The organism is Flavobacterium calami, assembly GCF_038290035.1.
GTDB lineage: Bacteria > Bacteroidota > Bacteroidia > Flavobacteriales > Flavobacteriaceae > Flavobacterium > Flavobacterium calami.
The window spans coordinates 106,733-123,119 of sequence record NZ_JBBYHS010000013.1; the positions used below are offsets into that span (position 1 = coordinate 106,733).

Genomic DNA, 16,387 nt, shown 5'->3' on the forward strand with positions numbered 1-16,387 from the left:
AAAGATAAGAAAATGAAAAATATTTATAAAATTTTTATTGCTGTAGCGATACTTGCAGGATTATGGTCTTGTGAAAACGAAGAAAATTTAATGATTTTAGAACCTCAGGAAGCCGCTTTCTCAATTATCACACCAGAAAGTGGTTCTTCAACTATCCTGAATGAGGCTACACCAGCTAATACTGCCCTTACTGTAACCTGGGAAAAAGTAACTTACGGGACACCAACGGTTGTTACCTATACCGTTCAATTTGCAGCAAATGACACTGAATTTGCAGCACCTATTGATGTTACCTCTTCCACTTCAACTAACTCAGTTATTGACGTTGCTGAACTTAATGCAAGAGCATTGGAACTTGGATTAACACCAAATGTTGAAGGTAGTATTGATGTTAGAATTAAAGCGACTGTAGGTGTTGCGAATGCTGAGCCAAAATTCTCAGATGTAATTACCATTTTGGTAACGCCATACGGAAGTACAGAAGTACCATTGGTTACTTTGTATTTAGTAGGTCCTGGTACTTCTGCAGGTTGGGATGTTAACAATAACAACATGCCGATTTTTGCAGATCCTAATGACAATACAAAACATTATTATACAGGTTATTTTAATAAAGGTGAATTTAAACTAATTGAAAAAATTGGTCAGTGGGAACCTATTTATTATCCTACTGCTGAACCTAACAAGGTGTTTTACAAAACTTCTCAAGCACAACCTGACGGTAATTTCTGGAATGACAATGCAGGTTACTATACTTTCGAGATCAACATTAAGGACTTAACATATACTCTTGCTGCGTACACAGGATCAACCGCAACTACCTATAGCGAAATATTTTACTCAGGCAGCACTATTAGCGGAGATGACAATGATTGGAGCCAACACATTGCTTTGACAAAATCAACATTTGATCCTCACATCTGGAAAGCTTCAAGTCAAACCTTAAAAGCAGGAAATATGAAATTTCACGTTAGTGATTGGAGTAAAGAATGGGGGAACAATGGAGGAAATATCTATGTTGAAGCAGGAACATACGATATTTGGCTGAATGACTTAGATGGTCGTTATACTTTTATTAAAGTACAGTAATAAATAAAAGAAGTAAGCCTCAAATCCTAATTATTTTGAGGCTTCTTATTCCTCTTTTTTAAAATTATATTTAAAAAAACAAAAAAACTATAGGTACTGTTGTGATAGTTTAAAAGGTTTAATTTTTAATCACTACTTTACATATAGACCGATAAAAAACTTATATATGAAAAAACATATAAAATTTCTTGGATTGCTTGTCATAGCAGCAGTTCAGTTTGCTTGTTCAGGCGACGATGACAAAGGTACAAATGTTCCTCAACCACCTGCAGATGATACTTTTATCAGAGGTTCTGATATCTCATATCTTCCTGAAATGGAAGCTGTTCAGACTAAGTTCTACAACAATGGCAAGGAAGAAAACATGCTTACCACACTTAAAAATGCAGGTTGTAATACAGTCCGAATCCGTTTATGGAAAGATCCTGTAAATGGTCGTTCTGGTATGGCAGAAGTAAAAGAGCTTGCAGAAAAGTCAAGAAGAGCAGGTCTTAGAGTCTGGTTAACCGTTCATTATTCTGATCACTGGGCAGATCCGGGTACTCAGACCACTCCAAAAGCGTGGGAAAAATTATCTTTTGACGAATTGAAAAAGGTAGTAACTACTTATACTGAAGAAATTATCAAAGAAATCAATCCTGATATTATACAGATTGGAAACGAGATCAACAGCGGATTACTTTGGCCACAAGGAAACTTAATGAGCAATGAGCAACAATGTATTGCTTTATTGACAGCTGCAAGTAAAGCTGTTCGTGCAAAAGCACCAAATGCAAAAATCATGATTCATTATGCAGGTATAAAAGGTGGTGATACTGATTGGTTTTTTGGTAAAATGAGTAGCATTGATTATGATTATATCGGATTATCATACTATCCAATGCATCACGGAAAAGATGTGTCTGAAGTAACGTCTACAATTAATGCCCTTGGAGAAAAATACGGTAAAAAGGTCGTGATTGCAGAAACATCTTATCCTTTTACATTCTTGTATAATGATTTTACGAACAATATTATAGGTAATAATTCACAAATAATACCTGAATTTCCTGCAACTCCGGCAGGGCAAAAGGCTTTTGTTCTTGCTGTCAGAGCTTCGGTTGAAGCATCAACACACGGACAGGGATTTGCTTACTGGGGTGGCGAATGGGTTGCTTTTAGAGGAAAACAATCTGCATACGGTTCTACTTATGAGAATCAGGCTTTATATAGTTTTGACAATAATGCTTTATCGGTAATGCAGGCTTTTGCCAGATAATAAAGCATGAAAAAGCATTTTAAAATAGTACCTTTTTTGCTTGTCATGGCACTTGTATTTACTTCTTGTAAAACAAAAATGGCAAGTAAAGAAGGTTCTTTTTCTAAAGGAGCAGATGTAGGCTGGCTGCCACAAATGGAAGCCACAGGATATAAATTTTATGATGCAGACGGCTCTGAAAAAGACTGCCTGCAATTATTAAAAGACAGAGGAATCAATTCCATTCGTTTGCGCGTTTGGGTAAACCCCAACAATGATAAAGCCAGCGGACACTGTAGCCCCCAAGAAACAGTTGTCATGGCGGTTCGCGCGCAAAAGATTGGAATGCGTATCATGATTGATTTTCATTACAGTGATTCGTGGGCAGATCCAGGTAAACAAAATAAACCGGCAGCCTGGGCAAAACACCCTTTTCCTGAATTACTGAACGATGTTTACAATCATACCTACGATGTGCTGAAATTGCTGAAAAAAGCAGGAGTTACACCCGAATGGGTTCAGGTTGGAAATGAAATTCCAAGTGGTATGCTTTGGCCGGAAGGGCATACAGATAATTTTCCTCAGCTGGCTCAATTACTAAATAAAGGCTATGAGGCTACAAAAGCTATAGATCCAAAAATTAAAGTTATTGTACATCTGGACGAAGGAAATAAAAACGAAAAATTCAGATGGTTTTTTGACAAAGCTACAGAACTGAATGTAAAATACGATGTAATTGGTCTTTCGTACTATCCTTTTTGGTTAAAAACCGATTATAAAGAAAATATTGCTGATTTAGAAAACAATCTAAAAGACATGGCTTCCCGTTACAAAAAAGAAGTAATGGTGGTCGAAGTTGGTGGTGATTATACATTGGTACAAAATACCAAAGAAATGCTTGAAGCCACTATAAAAGCCGTAAAAGCCGTACCTGACAATAAAGGGTTAGGCGTTATTTACTGGGAACCTCAGGGAGCCAAAAGCTGGAGTCAATATCAGCTAAATGCCTGGCTCGATAACGGAAAACCTTCACCTGCACTGGATGCTTTCAAATACTAAATATTTTTTAAATTCAATTTACTATTAAGATATTAAGCTTAGCTTTATTCTCCTTACAAAACTTGACTAAATTTCTTAATATCTTAATGGTAAAAAATTAAACAGAAAATGAAATTAATTTTTAGATCAATATTATTCTTACTTCTGCTGGTTTTTTCGTCCGGAAAAATGAGGTCACAGTCTACTACTGTTGTTTTAAAAGACAACTGGAGTTTTTCTGCAGCAGTAAAAGGAGATGCCTTTGCTGTAGATTTTGATGCTTCAAAATGGGAAAAAGTTACTGTCCCGCACGATTGGGCTATTTATGGACCTTTTGATAAAAAATGGGACATCCAGACTGGTATCATCGTGCAAAACGGCGAAAAAGAAGCGACAGAAAAAACCGGTCGTACAGGGGCGCTTCCACACATTGGAACAGGCTGGTACCGCAATACATTCTCTATTCCCGGGTTTAAAAAAGGAAATAAAGCAATTCTTGTGTTTGAAGGTGCTATGAGTGAACCTCAGGTGTATTTAAACGGAAAAAAGATAGGTAACTGGGGTTATGGCTACAGTTATTTTTATATTGATATAACCAATGATTTGATTGCCGGATCAGAAAATGTACTGGCTGTAAAATTGACCAATGAGCCATTTTCTTCAAGATGGTATCCTGGTGCTGGTCTTTACAGAAAGGTTAGTGTGGTGGTTAATGAGGAGGAACGTTTTGCACAATGGGGTACTTTTATCACTACTCCCGAAATGAAAGACAATAATGCAGTTGTGGATATCAAAGCGGAATTTCATGGCAGTAATGTGTCTATGGTAACCCAAATAAAAGATGCCGCTAATAGAGTCATTGCAACACAAAAAAGTACAGAAACAAAGGATGGGAAATTTCATCAGACAATTTTAGTTGCCAAACCTCATTTGTGGAGTCCTGAAACACCTTATTTATACACTGCAGTAACCAAATTATATGCAGCCGACGGAACTTTAAAAGACGAACAAAACACTAAGTTTGGTATCCGATTTATTAAATACGAACCCAAAACAGGATTTAGTCTTAATGGTAAAGTGACTAAATTTAAAGGAGTTTGTCTTCATCATGATTTAGGACCGCTTGGTGCAGCTGTAAACAAAGCAGCGCTTCGCAGACAGCTTACGATTCTAAAAGACATGGGATGTAACGCTATCCGAAGTTCACACAATATGCCTTCTTTTGAACAGCTTGAACTGGCTGACGAAATGGGATTCATGTTCCTTGCCGAAAGCTTTGACGAATGGGCAAAGCCAAAAGTAGAAAACGGTTACAATCGTTTTTTTAAAGAATATGCAGAAAAAGACATTGTGAATCTGGTGAGAGCCACACGAAATCATCCTAGTATCGTAATGTGGAGTTCAGGAAACGAAGTTCCGGATCAATGGGGAGCTGAAGGAGTAAAACGCGCCCAATGGCTGCAGGATATTTTTCATCGTGAAGATCCTACAAGACCTGTGACTGTGGGTATGGATCAGGTAAAAGCAACTATGGAATCTGGTTTTGGAGCTTTGCTGGATATTCCTGGGTTAAATTACAGAGTGCATCTTTATGAAGAAGCTTATAAAACATTTCCGCAAGGATTTATATTAGGTTCAGAAACCGCTTCAACAGTGAGTTCAAGAGGAATTTATAAATTTCCTGTGGTTCAGGAAAAGAATAAACAATACCCTGATTTTCAAAGTTCTTCTTATGACCTCGAAGCTTGCAGCTGGTCAAATGTTCCTGACGAAGATTTTGTATTGCAGGATGACAAACCGTGGGTTATTGGCGAATTTGTCTGGACCGGTTTTGATTATTTAGGAGAACCTACGCCTTATGATGAAAAATGGCCGTCCAGAAGTTCCTATTTTGGAATCTCTGATTTAGCAGGACTTCCTAAAGACCGTTTTTATTTGTACAGAAGCAGATGGAATAAGGAAGGCAAAACGCTTCACATATTACCGCACTGGAACTGGAAGGGAAGAGAAGGAGAGATCACGCCAGTTTTTGTTTATACAAACTACGACAGTGCAGAGCTTTTTGTAAACGGAAAGAGTATGGGAATCCAAAAGAAAAATAATTCCACTCCGCAAAATCGTTATCGTTTAATGTGGAATGATGTGAAATATGAGCCGGGAACTGTAAAAGTTGTTGCTTTTGATTCGAATGGAAAAATAGCGGCCAAAAGCGAAGTTAAAACAGCCGGAGATCCTTATAAAATTGTGCTCAATGCAGATCGCAAAACAATCAAAGCAGATGGTGAGGATATCTCATTTGTAACGGTTTCGGTTGTAGATAAAAACGGAATTCCATGTCCTCTAGCGGATAACGAACTGCAGTTTAAAGTAACCGGTGCTGCAACTTACAGAGCAGCATGTAATGGTGATGCCACATCCTTAGAAATATTTCATGAGGATCATATGAAGCTTTTCAGTGGTAAACTGGTGGTTTTGGTAAAAGCAATTGAAAGCCCGGGAGCAATCCAATTGGAAGTAACAGGGAAAGGACTTGAGACTGGTAAAATTAATTTGAAATCAAAACGTTAATAGTTAGGATATTGTGATTTTGAAAAAATGATTTGTTTTTCGAAATTATTAGTAAAGTAACCAATTTATACTTTAGAATAGTAAAAGAGATGACTTACTGTCGTCTCTTTTTTTGTTTGGTTAATGGCTGAAAACGATTTATAAATTGTATAAGTTCTGTCATTATTGAAATACTTGTGACTAAAGTCTGATTACTACACCCGTTGGGACTAAATTAAGCTTATTATCCGGATTTTCCATCCTCATTAAGCTCAGCCAAAATTTCTTTAATCCAACCAAAGCACTTCCCATAATGCCCATTACAAACTTCTAAACCCTCTAATAGTTTTTTACTATATTTGGCATAGATATTGGTTGATTTATTGGTTTTACTATCTTGAAATTTTGTGTATGAAACTCTGTTAATCTTTTTTTTGCTTTTAATAGTCTGGTTTCTCATTTCAAATAATTGTGCCCCAAATCGAATTCTCAAATCAAAATTTTAAAAATGAAACAAAAGTTAATCACTCTTTTATTCGTCTTCACGGTTGTCAACGTGTTTGGACAGGTGCCGACTACATCCAGCCCCGCTGAAGTTAATGATCCTGCTAAGGCTGCAGCTGTTAATGATGTGTTCTCTACTAAATTTGTAAGTGCGGTTAAAAAGGTTCCGTTGGATACTGCTTCAATCCTGATTTATGATTATGACGGTTCTTTTTTCTCTTATGACCTGGAATCAGAAACTATCGGCTGGACAGTAAAAGCGGCAGATTCCTTTACTCCAATGTGTGCCAATGGCGTGACACTGCATGACGGGGTTGTATACGTTCCGTTTATTAACGGTGAAATTTTTGCTGTCGATAATCAGGACGGAACTGTTTTCTGGAAATCAAGGATAGGTGCTATTACCGATCAGGTTGTGCTTAAAGACCAGATGCCGACTATAAGTAACGGAAAACTGTACATTACTACTCAAAATGAAAACAGCAGTCTCTACGCCATTAATATCAAAGATGGCAGTTTGGCATGGAGCTACAGACTAGATCCGTTAAACAATCATACTCCGGTACTTTCTTTTGATAATAAGGTTTTTGTTCAAAGCGGATCTAATTTATATTGTTTTGAAGCCAATACCGGAAAAGTTGTTTATCAAAAAACATTTGAGAACCCTGTGACCGGAAAACCTGTAACAGATGGTGAAAATGTATTTATAACAAATGAAAAAAATGTACTTTTTGCATTAAGTCCTTCTAAACCGGATGTTATATGGGAATTCAAATTTGATGAAACCCAAAATAACAGTAAGGAGCGTATCTTTTGCAAAGACAAAAAAATATATTTTGCAGCTCAGGGACCGGAAGTTTCTTCGGTATACGCTGTTGATTCAAAAACGGGAACCCAGCTATGGAAAAGGGATTTTGCAGGTGATAATATTGAATACATTATTGAGGATAATGATAATATATGGGGATATACGCGCAAAGCAAAACTTTTTGAGCTGGACATCAATAATGGTGAAATAGCATTTGAAACCAAATTAACGACACAGCCTATTTCCAATATTGAATTTCCGGAGGGGGATTCCATATTTTATTATTGTGATGCCGGTTTGATTCAATATGAACTGGAAGGAAAGGACGAAAACGTAATGTATATGCGAACTTCTATTCTGGATAATATTTATAGTGCTTATCTCAAAATAATTAAATAAAAAATGAGCTTTCTCAATGGGGAAAGCTTTTTTTATAAAAAAATATCAAAAGTGTGATCAGGCTTTGGTGTAATTTAAGGTCCTCTATTATGTATTTAAATAGTAAGTTCCATAAGTTCGGTCTGATACAATACTGTTAATTCATTTTTGATAAAAACACAATTTTTTTTATAATCTATACAAGAGTACAATATTTTTGCAACACATAATTTAAACTGATTTAAATGAGAAACAACAAACTCTTTACAGCATTCTTTGCAATGTTATTTTTATGTTTTACCGCCAATGCACAATATACTGCTATTCCTGATGCTAATTTTGAACAAGCCCTGATTAATTTAGGCTACGACTCTGGCAACAAAGACGGGAGAGTACTTACTTCTAAAATTGCCAATGTAACCAGTTTGAATGTTTCAGGCAAAAACATTTCAAACTTAACGGGGATTCAGGATTTCGTGGCTTTAAAAACTTTGAGATGCACAGCAAATGCATTGACAGCTTTGAACGTATCCCAAAATACCGCTTTGACAACTCTATATTGTGATAGTAATCAGCTGACTACTTTGGATATAGCCCAAAATACATTATTAGGTGAATTGATTTGCTCTTATAATCAATTAACTACTTTAAGTGTAGTCAATAATACAGTTTTGACTTATTTAGATTGTGGTTCAAATAAATTAACTACTTTGAATGTAGCTAATAATACAATTCTGGGTTATATACAAGTTAGTTCAAATAAGCTGACCACTTTGGATACAACCAAAAATAATGCCTTGACGACACTATATTGCTACTCTAATCAACTGACTTCTTTAAATTTAACCAAGAGTACAACTTTTGTTGATTTGAATTGCAATAATAATAAATTGACAACCTTAGATGTAACCCCTTATGCAGGTTTGACTTCTTTAAATTGCTCCTACAATCTATTGACTGTTCTGGATGTAACTAAAAATACCACTCTAAATGCGCTGTTTTGTGGAAATAACAAGTTTACAACTTTAGATGTAACCCAAAATGCCGGTTTAGAATATTTTAATTGTGGACAAAATCAGCTGACTACACTAGATGTAACTAAAAATCCAGTTTTAGGTAGTTTTAATTGCGGCAGTAATCAATTAATTACTTTGGACATAAGCAAAAATACAGATTTGACCCAGTTCTATTGCTTTTCTAATAAATTACTGTATTTGAATGTTAAAAATGGAAATAACAGCAAGTTAACCACTTTTAATGCCACATCAAATCCCAGTCTGACTTGTATTGAGGCTGATAACCTGATTGCTCCAAATATGGGCTGGCAAAAAGATGATACGGCAAATTATAGTATTATAGCTTGTCCTTCCATTCCGTATACCGCTATTCCGGACGCCAATTTTGAACAGGCTTTGATTGATCAGGGAATAGATTCTGGCAGCATCGATGGAAAAGTGCTTACTGCTAATGTTGTCAATATAACTGGCTTGAAACTTGATAACCGAAAGATTTCAAATTTGACAGGAATACAGGATTTTGTCGCCCTTGAAGCATTATATTGTGGGTCAAATTTATTGACTGATTTGGATGTAAGTAAAAACATTGCTTTGAAATATTTTGATTGTCATTCCAATCAGTTAACCAATTTAGATGTATCAAAGAATACAGCTTTGTCTGCTTTGTGGTGTGCATCAAATGAATTGTCTGCTTTGGATTTGACTAAAAACACCTCCTTAAGCGATCTTGATTGCAGATTTAATAAATTGAAAGCTTTAGATTTGAGTAAAAATACGTCTTTGGAAGGGAAGCTATATTGTAATGACAATGAGTTGGTTGAGTTGAATATTAAAAATGGAAATAATAATAAAATACTTTATTTTGACGTAAGCAATAATCCTGATCTGACCTGTATTCAGGCAGACAGTGTCAACGAACCTGAGGGCTGGATCAAAGACGATACAGCAAGTTATAGTACTGCCGCCTGTCCGGCAGTAACGTATACTGAAATTCCGGATGTTAATTTTGAGCAGGCCCTGATTGATTTAGGGCTCGATTCCGGAAGCATAAACGGCAAAATAGTAACTGCGAAAATTGCGAATGTAACAAGTTTGAATATTTCATCTAAAAATATTTCAAGCTTAAAGGGAATACAGCATTTTGTGGCATTAAAAACCTTAGATTGTTCCGATAATGAATTGACTGATCTCGATCTAACACAAAATATTGTTTTGGATACTTTGTATACTCATAAAAATCGTCTGATCGCTTTAAATTTGACAAAAAATACATCGTTAGCTAAATTGCATATCTACGAAAATCAATTGACTTCTTTGGATGTAACCAAAAATATCTTTTTGACGGAGTTGAATTGCAGTTCAAATCAATTAACCTCCTTAGATTTGACCAATAACATAGATTTGGTCTATTTGGATTGTTCCTATAATCAGCTAACCGTTTTGGATTTGACCAAAAATACAGCTTTGACTTATTTGGATTGCTCCCATAACAAATTAGGAGGAACAGGAAGCAGCAATAAAAAGAATGTTTCAACCACTAATTTCATTTTTGATATTACCAAAAATGTTGATTTAACTTATTTAGATTGCTCGTATAATCAGTTAACTTCTTTAAATGCAGCTAAGAATGGTGTTTTGAGTTATTTGGATTGCTCTAATAATCAATTGATGACTCTGAGCATTGATAATAAAAACAACAGCAGTATAGGGACTTTTAATGCTACAATAAACCCTAACCTTAAAGCTATTCAGGCTGATAAAAATACTGCTCCAAGCGGCAATAACTGGATGATAGACAGCACCGCCTATTATGTTGGTACTTTATCTAATCCAGATTTTGAAGAGAACAAAAGTTTGGTGCTGACTTATCCAAATCCGACTTACGGAATTCTAAATATTGAGATGAATCAGCAAATTACGGAGGTAATTGTAATGAATCTTGTGGGGCAGGAGTTAATCAGACAGTCTGTTTATGCTTTACAAACCAGTCTTAATCTTTCGTCTCTGGCAGAAGGAGCTTACATTATAAAAATTGTTTCTGCCAATCAATCATCAGTCGTGAAAGTGATTAAAAAATAATTTTCCAAGTTATAACAAATAAAAATGGACAGTCATTTTTGTAGACTATCCTCAAAAGTTGAGACAAATTTATCATTAAGTTTGAAAATAATGAGCCCGATGTTGTATTGGGCCCATTATTTTTGATTAAGTTTTATTCTGTCATTATTATACTAATTATATTCAATAATCTCTTTTTTATTTCTTCTCTGTTTTTGGCAATTCTCTCCATGAATAACTTTTATGCACTATTTTCCATGTACCTTCATATCTAAGCAGTAAAAAATAGTCTGTAAAAGTCCGCCACTCCGGTACTACAATTTCTGCTTTTGCTATTGCCGCATCTTTTTCGATATCAATAAAAATAACCCTTCCTATCCGGTTATACTTTTCGCCGGTTTTTATGTTCGAAATGTATTCTTCGCCAGAGCGTGTCCATAAAGTGTCATTTGCCACGGTGTACAGATTAAAGTTGGGGTGAAAAGCCTTCCGGAGTCTTTCGGGCTGACCGATTGCAGTACCTTCAATGTAATGCATCAAAGTTTCTTCAATCTGTTCTTTGTCTGATTTAGTATTGTTTTTTTGAGAAAATCCCTCAAAAGTATACGTAATAACAATTAAAAGGCTTAAAATTAATGCTTTCATAATTTTAAAGGGTTTGGGTTTTAGCAGCTTTTTTTTCAAAAAGTAAATTCCTGATTCTGTCAGAATTGATATAAAATCCTGTGATTTTTTGCTGCTTGTCCCGAATAAACCGAATACTGCCAAAACTTCTGGAACTGCTTAGAAACAAATCTGCCAGAATGGGTGTGAAATTGATTTCAGGCTGGTTTTTATTGCTCGTGAATAAGCCTTTTTCATCCTGTGTAAAAGTGTAGCTTACATTTAAAGCTTCGCAATAGTAGGAGCCTGAAAAATCATCTAAATCTGCTTTTGAATATGTTTTTGGAGTATAATGTTTATATACATATTCATCACTTTCGCCAGAAGTGTAAATCATTTTGAATACCTTTCCCTCTCTGAGAAATTTGAATTTAATCACATCATCGCTATCAATTACCATCTGAAAAATATTTTCGGCGATTGGAACCAATGAATTTTCGTTCGCATTGCCCACCTGATAACGCAGGGTGTCATTTTTTACATAAACCCTTAAGGAAGATATTTTTTCAGAATCCCAATAGTATCCGGAGTAGGCTTCTAATTGCTGAGTTGTCAGTTTTATGGTTTTTAACTTACTGAAATCAATAGCCGGTGGTTCCGGAAATACATCACCCAGTACTTCAACAGCCATATTCATGGCCAGACTGCCATTATAACGATTGTTGTTTCCGAGAACAAAAGAGGTAACTTTTTGTTTGGGGAATATAAAAATGTTGCTTGCATAGCCGCCTTCTAAACCGTACATCCATATTTTAGGAACGCCTCGTTCTGCATGGAGGTATTGTTGTCCATATAAAAATTTTCCTGCGGTTGGATTAAATGTCTTTTTTTCATCATTCAGGGTAACAGGAGAATTGAGTTTCTGAATCAGTTTTTTACTGCCAGTTTTAGGATTTTCGAAATTGAGATACCAACGGCTCAAATCTGCTGCCGAAGTGTAAAGATTGGTAGTACCGGCAATAGAATGGTTAATAAAATGATGTTTTAAACCGTTTTTACCAGGTTGGAAGGAAGCAGCCATATTAGGGATAATCATTTCATTATCATCAGAAAACAAAGTATTCGTCATTCCCAAAGGCTGAAAAATATGTTCCTTCGAAAATTCAGCAAGCGTTTGACCTGAGGTCTGTTTGATTACTTCTGCCAATAAAATAAGCCCTGATGAGGTAAACGAAAATTTTGTTCCGGGCAGATAATCCAATTCTTTTTGGCGGAAAATTAAATCTAAGGCATCTTTATGTGTAAAAACGTCTTTATCACGCCAGCCCGAAATTTCTTTTAAAGCCATAAAGTCTTTCAAACCGCTGGATTGACTTAATAAATGTTTGATAGTAATTGTATGCCCATAATCAGGAAGCTGCGGAATGTATTTGCGTACATCATCAGACAATAACAATTTTCCTTTTTCTTCTAATAATAGTATGGCAAAGGCTGTAAACTGTTTTGACATGGCACCAATTTGAAATTTGGTATCTGTAGTAATTGGAGTCTCGTGACTTATGTTGGCAGTTCCAAAACCTTTCAGATAAATAATTTCCGAACCTTTTAAAAGTCCTGCTGCAACTCCAGGTTTAGCTGTGACATTATCCCATTCAGCGAATACTTTATCCAATTTCTTAAAGCTTTCTTGTTTTATATCAGGGTTGCTTTTTTCGATAAGTGAGATAATTTCTGCAGTCATTTTTGATGCTGCGCTAGGATCTTGTCCTGTTACAAACCGCCCATCGACAACATAAAAGCCGTCACCCAGTTTATCTGAATGTACAAAGCTGCCTTCATTGTTTTTGATAGCCTGTTCAATAACCAAAGGAAATGTTTTATAATATTCCTCTTCTTTATCTTCAAATTTACTCGCAAATCCTGTTATTCTTTTTCCACTATAAAGTGATTTTCCATTTTTATCTTTCAAATACGCTAAACCTGCCGTACCATGGCAAATGGCCGAAACAACTCCGTTTTTATTATAAATCTGTTTTGCAAGGTTCTGAATAGCTGTGTTTTCGGCGACTCCAAACATAGCAGCACCGCCGCCACCGTAAAAAATTACGCCATAATTTTCAGCAACAACTTCGCCGGGCTGCATTGTGTTTTTGAGTTTTGTCATGAAAAAACTGTTGTAGAGGTATTTTTTATGAATGCTATCCGAAGCATTAATATAACCAATTGGCACAGCCCCGCCTTTTGGACTTACAAAATCTACTGTATAGCCCGCTTTTGTGAAAACATCATAAGGTACTACAATCTCGCCAAAATGATTGGCTGCCTTAATTGTTGAGGTTCCGTAGTAATCCTGATTAGAAACCACAAAGAGGATTTTGTTTTGAGAAAAAACTAAGGTAGAAGACAAGCAAAAAAAAGTGCTTATCAAAAGCATTGATCCAAACTTTGAAATTGATTTGTACATATTTGCGTTTTTTAATTTTTAAACTGTTAGCAAATATGTGTCGGAAAAATGGGGGAGCGGTATTATTTTATGATGTAAGAGTTCGGTTTTATAAAATTGAACTTATTTTGAGAGTGTTTTTAGGGTTTCAGGACCAATTCACAAAGATTGTATGTATGATTTATATAGAATATGATTTTTGATATTCTGCCGGAGTCAGACCTGTTATTTTTTTAAAGGCTGTAAAAAAGGTAGATTTTGAGCTAAAGCCACTATCATAACCTAAACTTTCTATTGTAAAGTTTTTTTCGGTTTCTAATAATCTTTTTGCTTTTTCAATTCGGTACTCCTTAATGAGATTTGAAAATGATTTGCCTAAAATTTCATTTACATACTGAGATAATATATGCTTCGTTACTTTTAGTTCTTTTGCAGCTTCTTCAAGGCTGAAATCCGGATTGAGATATAGTTCTTTTTCTATTATTATGGATAGTTTTTGACCAATTAGATCTAGCATTTCTGCGTCTATTTCCTTGTTTTTGTATTTTTCTTTTTCCTCAAAAAAGGTGCTTTCATTTCTGCTTCTAAAAATTAAAAGCAGGACAATTAAATACAAAATAAATGTAAAGGATAATGCACCAACTATGTAAGAAGTGTAACGAGCGCTGGTATAAGCCAGCCATATAAATGCAACCCCAAGATAGATGCTCAAAAACCAAATATCTATTTTTTTTAAGCTTTCTTTCTCTTTGATTTTTTGAACAATTGGTCTGATGTATTTTAAAGACAAAATAATATAAATGAACCATTGCAGATAGATAGCGTTTACAATCCAACAGCTCCAGAAAGCCTGATGTTCAACATAAGGATAAAAAACGCCTAAAACCGTTATTGCTATCAGATAAGGAATGACATGTTTTGCCCAATTTTGTTTTTCTCCTGTGGATGATTTTAGATATAAAAAAAGAAACGGACCAATGAGAACACAGGCAGAAAGCCCAATTTGGATAAAAACATTGGACAAGCCTGGATTAAAATAGAAAAAAACGGACTTAATAATCCGGATGCTTAAAACCAGCAGGAGCAGGGATAAAAAATAATCTGCAAAAATTTTCTTTTTAGCATTTACAGCAAAATATAAGGAAAGGATGAAACCATTAAAAGCTCCTAGGGCACTAAGGAAGAAAAGCAATTGGTTTGAGTCTGTCATTAGTTAGATTAATAATTTCTTACCTAATAAATTTTGCAGGGTTATAAAAGATTGGTTTGTAAAATTATAGGCTTTTTAGGCGAATATAAGAAAATTTTTTACTGCATTTATTGTCTTTTTTTATAATTCCAAGCATTATTTTAAATGCCGTAAGTGTATGCTTTTGTCAAGTTTATCGTATGTTAAGATATGTTATTGTTTTTGAACTTTTAAATCTATGACTGCAAAATCTGTCTATTTTTTAAAAGGAGTCAAAAAATAAAATTATTAATCTAAGAGAGCAAAATAAGGCTAAAAATAAAAATACTTTTTCCTACTTTAGCTCTACTAAATTTTAAAGATAATCCCTGATAAAATGCCCTTTAGCGAGGTTTTTTTATCAGGTAAAGGCGAAATTTTAGCAACGTGTTGATTATTAGTGTATAAATTAAATATGATGTTAAGTCGGAAAACCGAAACAGCGACTTTAAAAGAACTGAAAGTAGGGCAATTATACAATTTTAATTCATGAAGAAAATTACTTTTTTATTATTAACAAACCTTTTTATTTACAGTTATTCTTACTCTCAGGCAACCTTAGAGCATACGTATAGTTCCGGAATACAAAAATCAGATATGTCGGGTGTTCTGGGATTTAATACAGCTGGCGGGTTAAAGTTTTATACTTTTAACAGAACGACAAACCTTGTCGAGATTTACAACCAGTCTCATGTACTTGAAACTTCATTTACAATCCCTTTGGATGCAGGACATTTTCTTTCCGAATTTATTTTTGTAACCGATAAACTTTTCAATAGTGATAACCAGATTGAGTTTTTGTACAAATCATATAAAATTGGTGATAGCAGTAATAGAAAAATATATTTATCTAATGATGCCGGAGTGCTTCTTCAAAGTTTTACTGGCAAGTATTACGCAGGAGTAGTTAAGGATAATTCAAACAATTATAAATTGATCATTGCAGCTTCTGAACAAAACCCAGCAACAAATGCTTATGATTATGATGTGTACGGACTGACAGGAACATTATCGACGGAGCAACAGGATATTTTGACGAAAAAAGCTGTTGTATTCCCGAACCCAAGCAACAATGTAATCAATATTTCGAACACAAGTAATACAGGCAGGGCTTCGACATTGCAAATATTTTCTACAGATGGTAAAAAAGTATTAGAAGAAAAACATGCTGAAGAAGAAATTAAAATAGATGTTAGTACATTACAAAATGGAGTTTACATTTACAAACTAGGTGATAAGTCCGGAAAGTTTATAAAAAACTAAATCTTCATCAATTAGCATTTTTACAGCAGAGCTTTAAGTTAAAAACTTAAAGCTTTTTTTTTGCTTTGAGAATAATTTATTCTGATCCACTCAGGTTAAAAACAGCCTGTTATTAGTTCATAAAATTATCTATCAAAAATGCAAAACCGGGACAAGTTTTATAAAAATAAAACCA

The 16,387-nt window shown here is 34.9% G+C and carries 11 protein-coding genes; 7 read left to right on the top strand and 4 right to left on the bottom strand.

The features are described 5' to 3' along the window. Nucleotides 1–12: 12 nt before the first annotated feature. From AAEO57_RS13350 to AAEO57_RS13365, 4 genes are all read left to right on the top strand, one after another. The gene (locus AAEO57_RS13350) at nucleotides 13–1,089 is read left to right on the top strand and encodes a SusE domain-containing protein (protein WP_341693415.1); all 1,077 of its coding nucleotides are present in this window, start codon (nucleotides 13–15) and stop codon (nucleotides 1,087–1,089) included. Between the two features lie 166 nt (nucleotides 1,090–1,255). After that, nucleotides 1,256–2,347, top strand: coding sequence for a glycoside hydrolase family 53 protein (locus AAEO57_RS13355; RefSeq protein ID WP_341693417.1), 1,092 nt, complete (start codon nucleotides 1,256–1,258; stop codon nucleotides 2,345–2,347). A gap of 78 nt (nucleotides 2,348–2,425) precedes the next feature. Continuing rightward, nucleotides 2,426–3,385 carry a glycoside hydrolase family 53 protein gene (locus AAEO57_RS13360; RefSeq protein ID WP_341693418.1) on the top strand — a complete coding sequence of 320 codons (960 nt, stop codon included), beginning with the start codon at nucleotides 2,426–2,428 and terminating at the stop codon, nucleotides 3,383–3,385. A gap of 108 nt (nucleotides 3,386–3,493) precedes the next feature. Further along, nucleotides 3,494–5,932 carry a DUF4982 domain-containing protein gene (locus AAEO57_RS13365; RefSeq protein WP_341693420.1) on the top strand — a complete coding sequence of 813 codons (2,439 nt, stop codon included), beginning with the start codon at nucleotides 3,494–3,496 and terminating at the stop codon, nucleotides 5,930–5,932. 223 nt (nucleotides 5,933–6,155) lie between these two features. Here AAEO57_RS13365 and AAEO57_RS13370 read toward each other — a convergent pair whose 3' ends face one another. Further along, entirely contained in the window at nucleotides 6,156–6,371 is a 216-nt protein-coding gene (locus AAEO57_RS13370) for a hypothetical protein (RefSeq protein ID WP_341693422.1), read from the bottom strand. Between the two features lie 48 nt (nucleotides 6,372–6,419). On the opposite strand from AAEO57_RS13370, the gene AAEO57_RS13375 reads away from it, so the two are divergent. After that, on the top strand, nucleotides 6,420–7,622 hold the full coding sequence (locus AAEO57_RS13375) for an outer membrane protein assembly factor BamB family protein (RefSeq protein WP_341693424.1): 1,203 nt from the start codon (nucleotides 6,420–6,422) through the stop codon (nucleotides 7,620–7,622). Between the two features lie 224 nt (nucleotides 7,623–7,846). Continuing rightward, nucleotides 7,847–10,696, top strand: coding sequence for a T9SS type A sorting domain-containing protein (locus AAEO57_RS13380; protein ID WP_341693426.1), 2,850 nt, complete (start codon nucleotides 7,847–7,849; stop codon nucleotides 10,694–10,696). A gap of 177 nt (nucleotides 10,697–10,873) precedes the next feature. Here the strand turns inward: AAEO57_RS13380 and AAEO57_RS13385 are convergent, their stop codons facing one another. The 3 genes from AAEO57_RS13385 to AAEO57_RS13395 form a co-directional block, all read right to left on the bottom strand. After that, nucleotides 10,874–11,320 carry a nuclear transport factor 2 family protein gene (locus AAEO57_RS13385; RefSeq protein ID WP_341693428.1) on the bottom strand — a complete coding sequence of 149 codons (447 nt, stop codon included), beginning with the start codon at nucleotides 11,318–11,320 and terminating at the stop codon, nucleotides 10,874–10,876. A gap of 4 nt (nucleotides 11,321–11,324) precedes the next feature. After that, a complete protein-coding gene (locus AAEO57_RS13390) occupies nucleotides 11,325–13,742 on the bottom strand; it encodes a serine hydrolase (RefSeq protein WP_341693430.1) in 2,418 nt (805 codons plus the stop codon). Between the two features lie 160 nt (nucleotides 13,743–13,902). Further along, nucleotides 13,903–14,931, bottom strand: a complete 1,029-nt coding sequence (locus AAEO57_RS13395) for a helix-turn-helix domain-containing protein (RefSeq protein WP_341693432.1) — start codon at nucleotides 14,929–14,931, stop codon at nucleotides 13,903–13,905. A gap of 507 nt (nucleotides 14,932–15,438) precedes the next feature. On the opposite strand from AAEO57_RS13395, the gene AAEO57_RS13400 reads away from it, so the two are divergent. Continuing rightward, nucleotides 15,439–16,212, top strand: coding sequence for a T9SS type A sorting domain-containing protein (locus tag AAEO57_RS13400; protein ID WP_341693434.1), 774 nt, complete (start codon nucleotides 15,439–15,441; stop codon nucleotides 16,210–16,212). Nucleotides 16,213–16,387: the final 175 nt, after the last annotated feature.

Bases quoted from the DNA above. Each gene is read 5' to 3' on its own strand.
- AAEO57_RS13350 (WP_341693415.1), top strand. From the start codon at position 13: ATGAAAAATATTTATAAAATTTTTATTGCTGTAGCGATACTTGCAGGA.
- AAEO57_RS13355 (WP_341693417.1), top strand. From the start codon at position 1,256: ATGAAAAAACATATAAAATTTCTTGGATTGCTTGTCATAGCAGCAGTT.
- AAEO57_RS13360 (WP_341693418.1), top strand. From the start codon at position 2,426: ATGGCAAGTAAAGAAGGTTCTTTTTCTAAAGGAGCAGATGTAGGCTGG.
- AAEO57_RS13365 (WP_341693420.1), top strand. From the start codon at position 3,494: ATGAAATTAATTTTTAGATCAATATTATTCTTACTTCTGCTGGTTTTT.
- AAEO57_RS13370 (WP_341693422.1), bottom strand. From the start codon at position 6,371: ATGAGAAACCAGACTATTAAAAGCAAAAAAAAGATTAACAGAGTTTCA.
- AAEO57_RS13375 (WP_341693424.1), top strand. From the start codon at position 6,420: ATGAAACAAAAGTTAATCACTCTTTTATTCGTCTTCACGGTTGTCAAC.
- AAEO57_RS13380 (WP_341693426.1), top strand. From the start codon at position 7,847: ATGAGAAACAACAAACTCTTTACAGCATTCTTTGCAATGTTATTTTTA.
- AAEO57_RS13385 (WP_341693428.1), bottom strand. From the start codon at position 11,320: ATGAAAGCATTAATTTTAAGCCTTTTAATTGTTATTACGTATACTTTT.
- AAEO57_RS13390 (WP_341693430.1), bottom strand. From the start codon at position 13,742: ATGTACAAATCAATTTCAAAGTTTGGATCAATGCTTTTGATAAGCACT.
- AAEO57_RS13395 (WP_341693432.1), bottom strand. From the start codon at position 14,931: ATGACAGACTCAAACCAATTGCTTTTCTTCCTTAGTGCCCTAGGAGCT.
- AAEO57_RS13400 (WP_341693434.1), top strand. From the start codon at position 15,439: ATGAAGAAAATTACTTTTTTATTATTAACAAACCTTTTTATTTACAGT.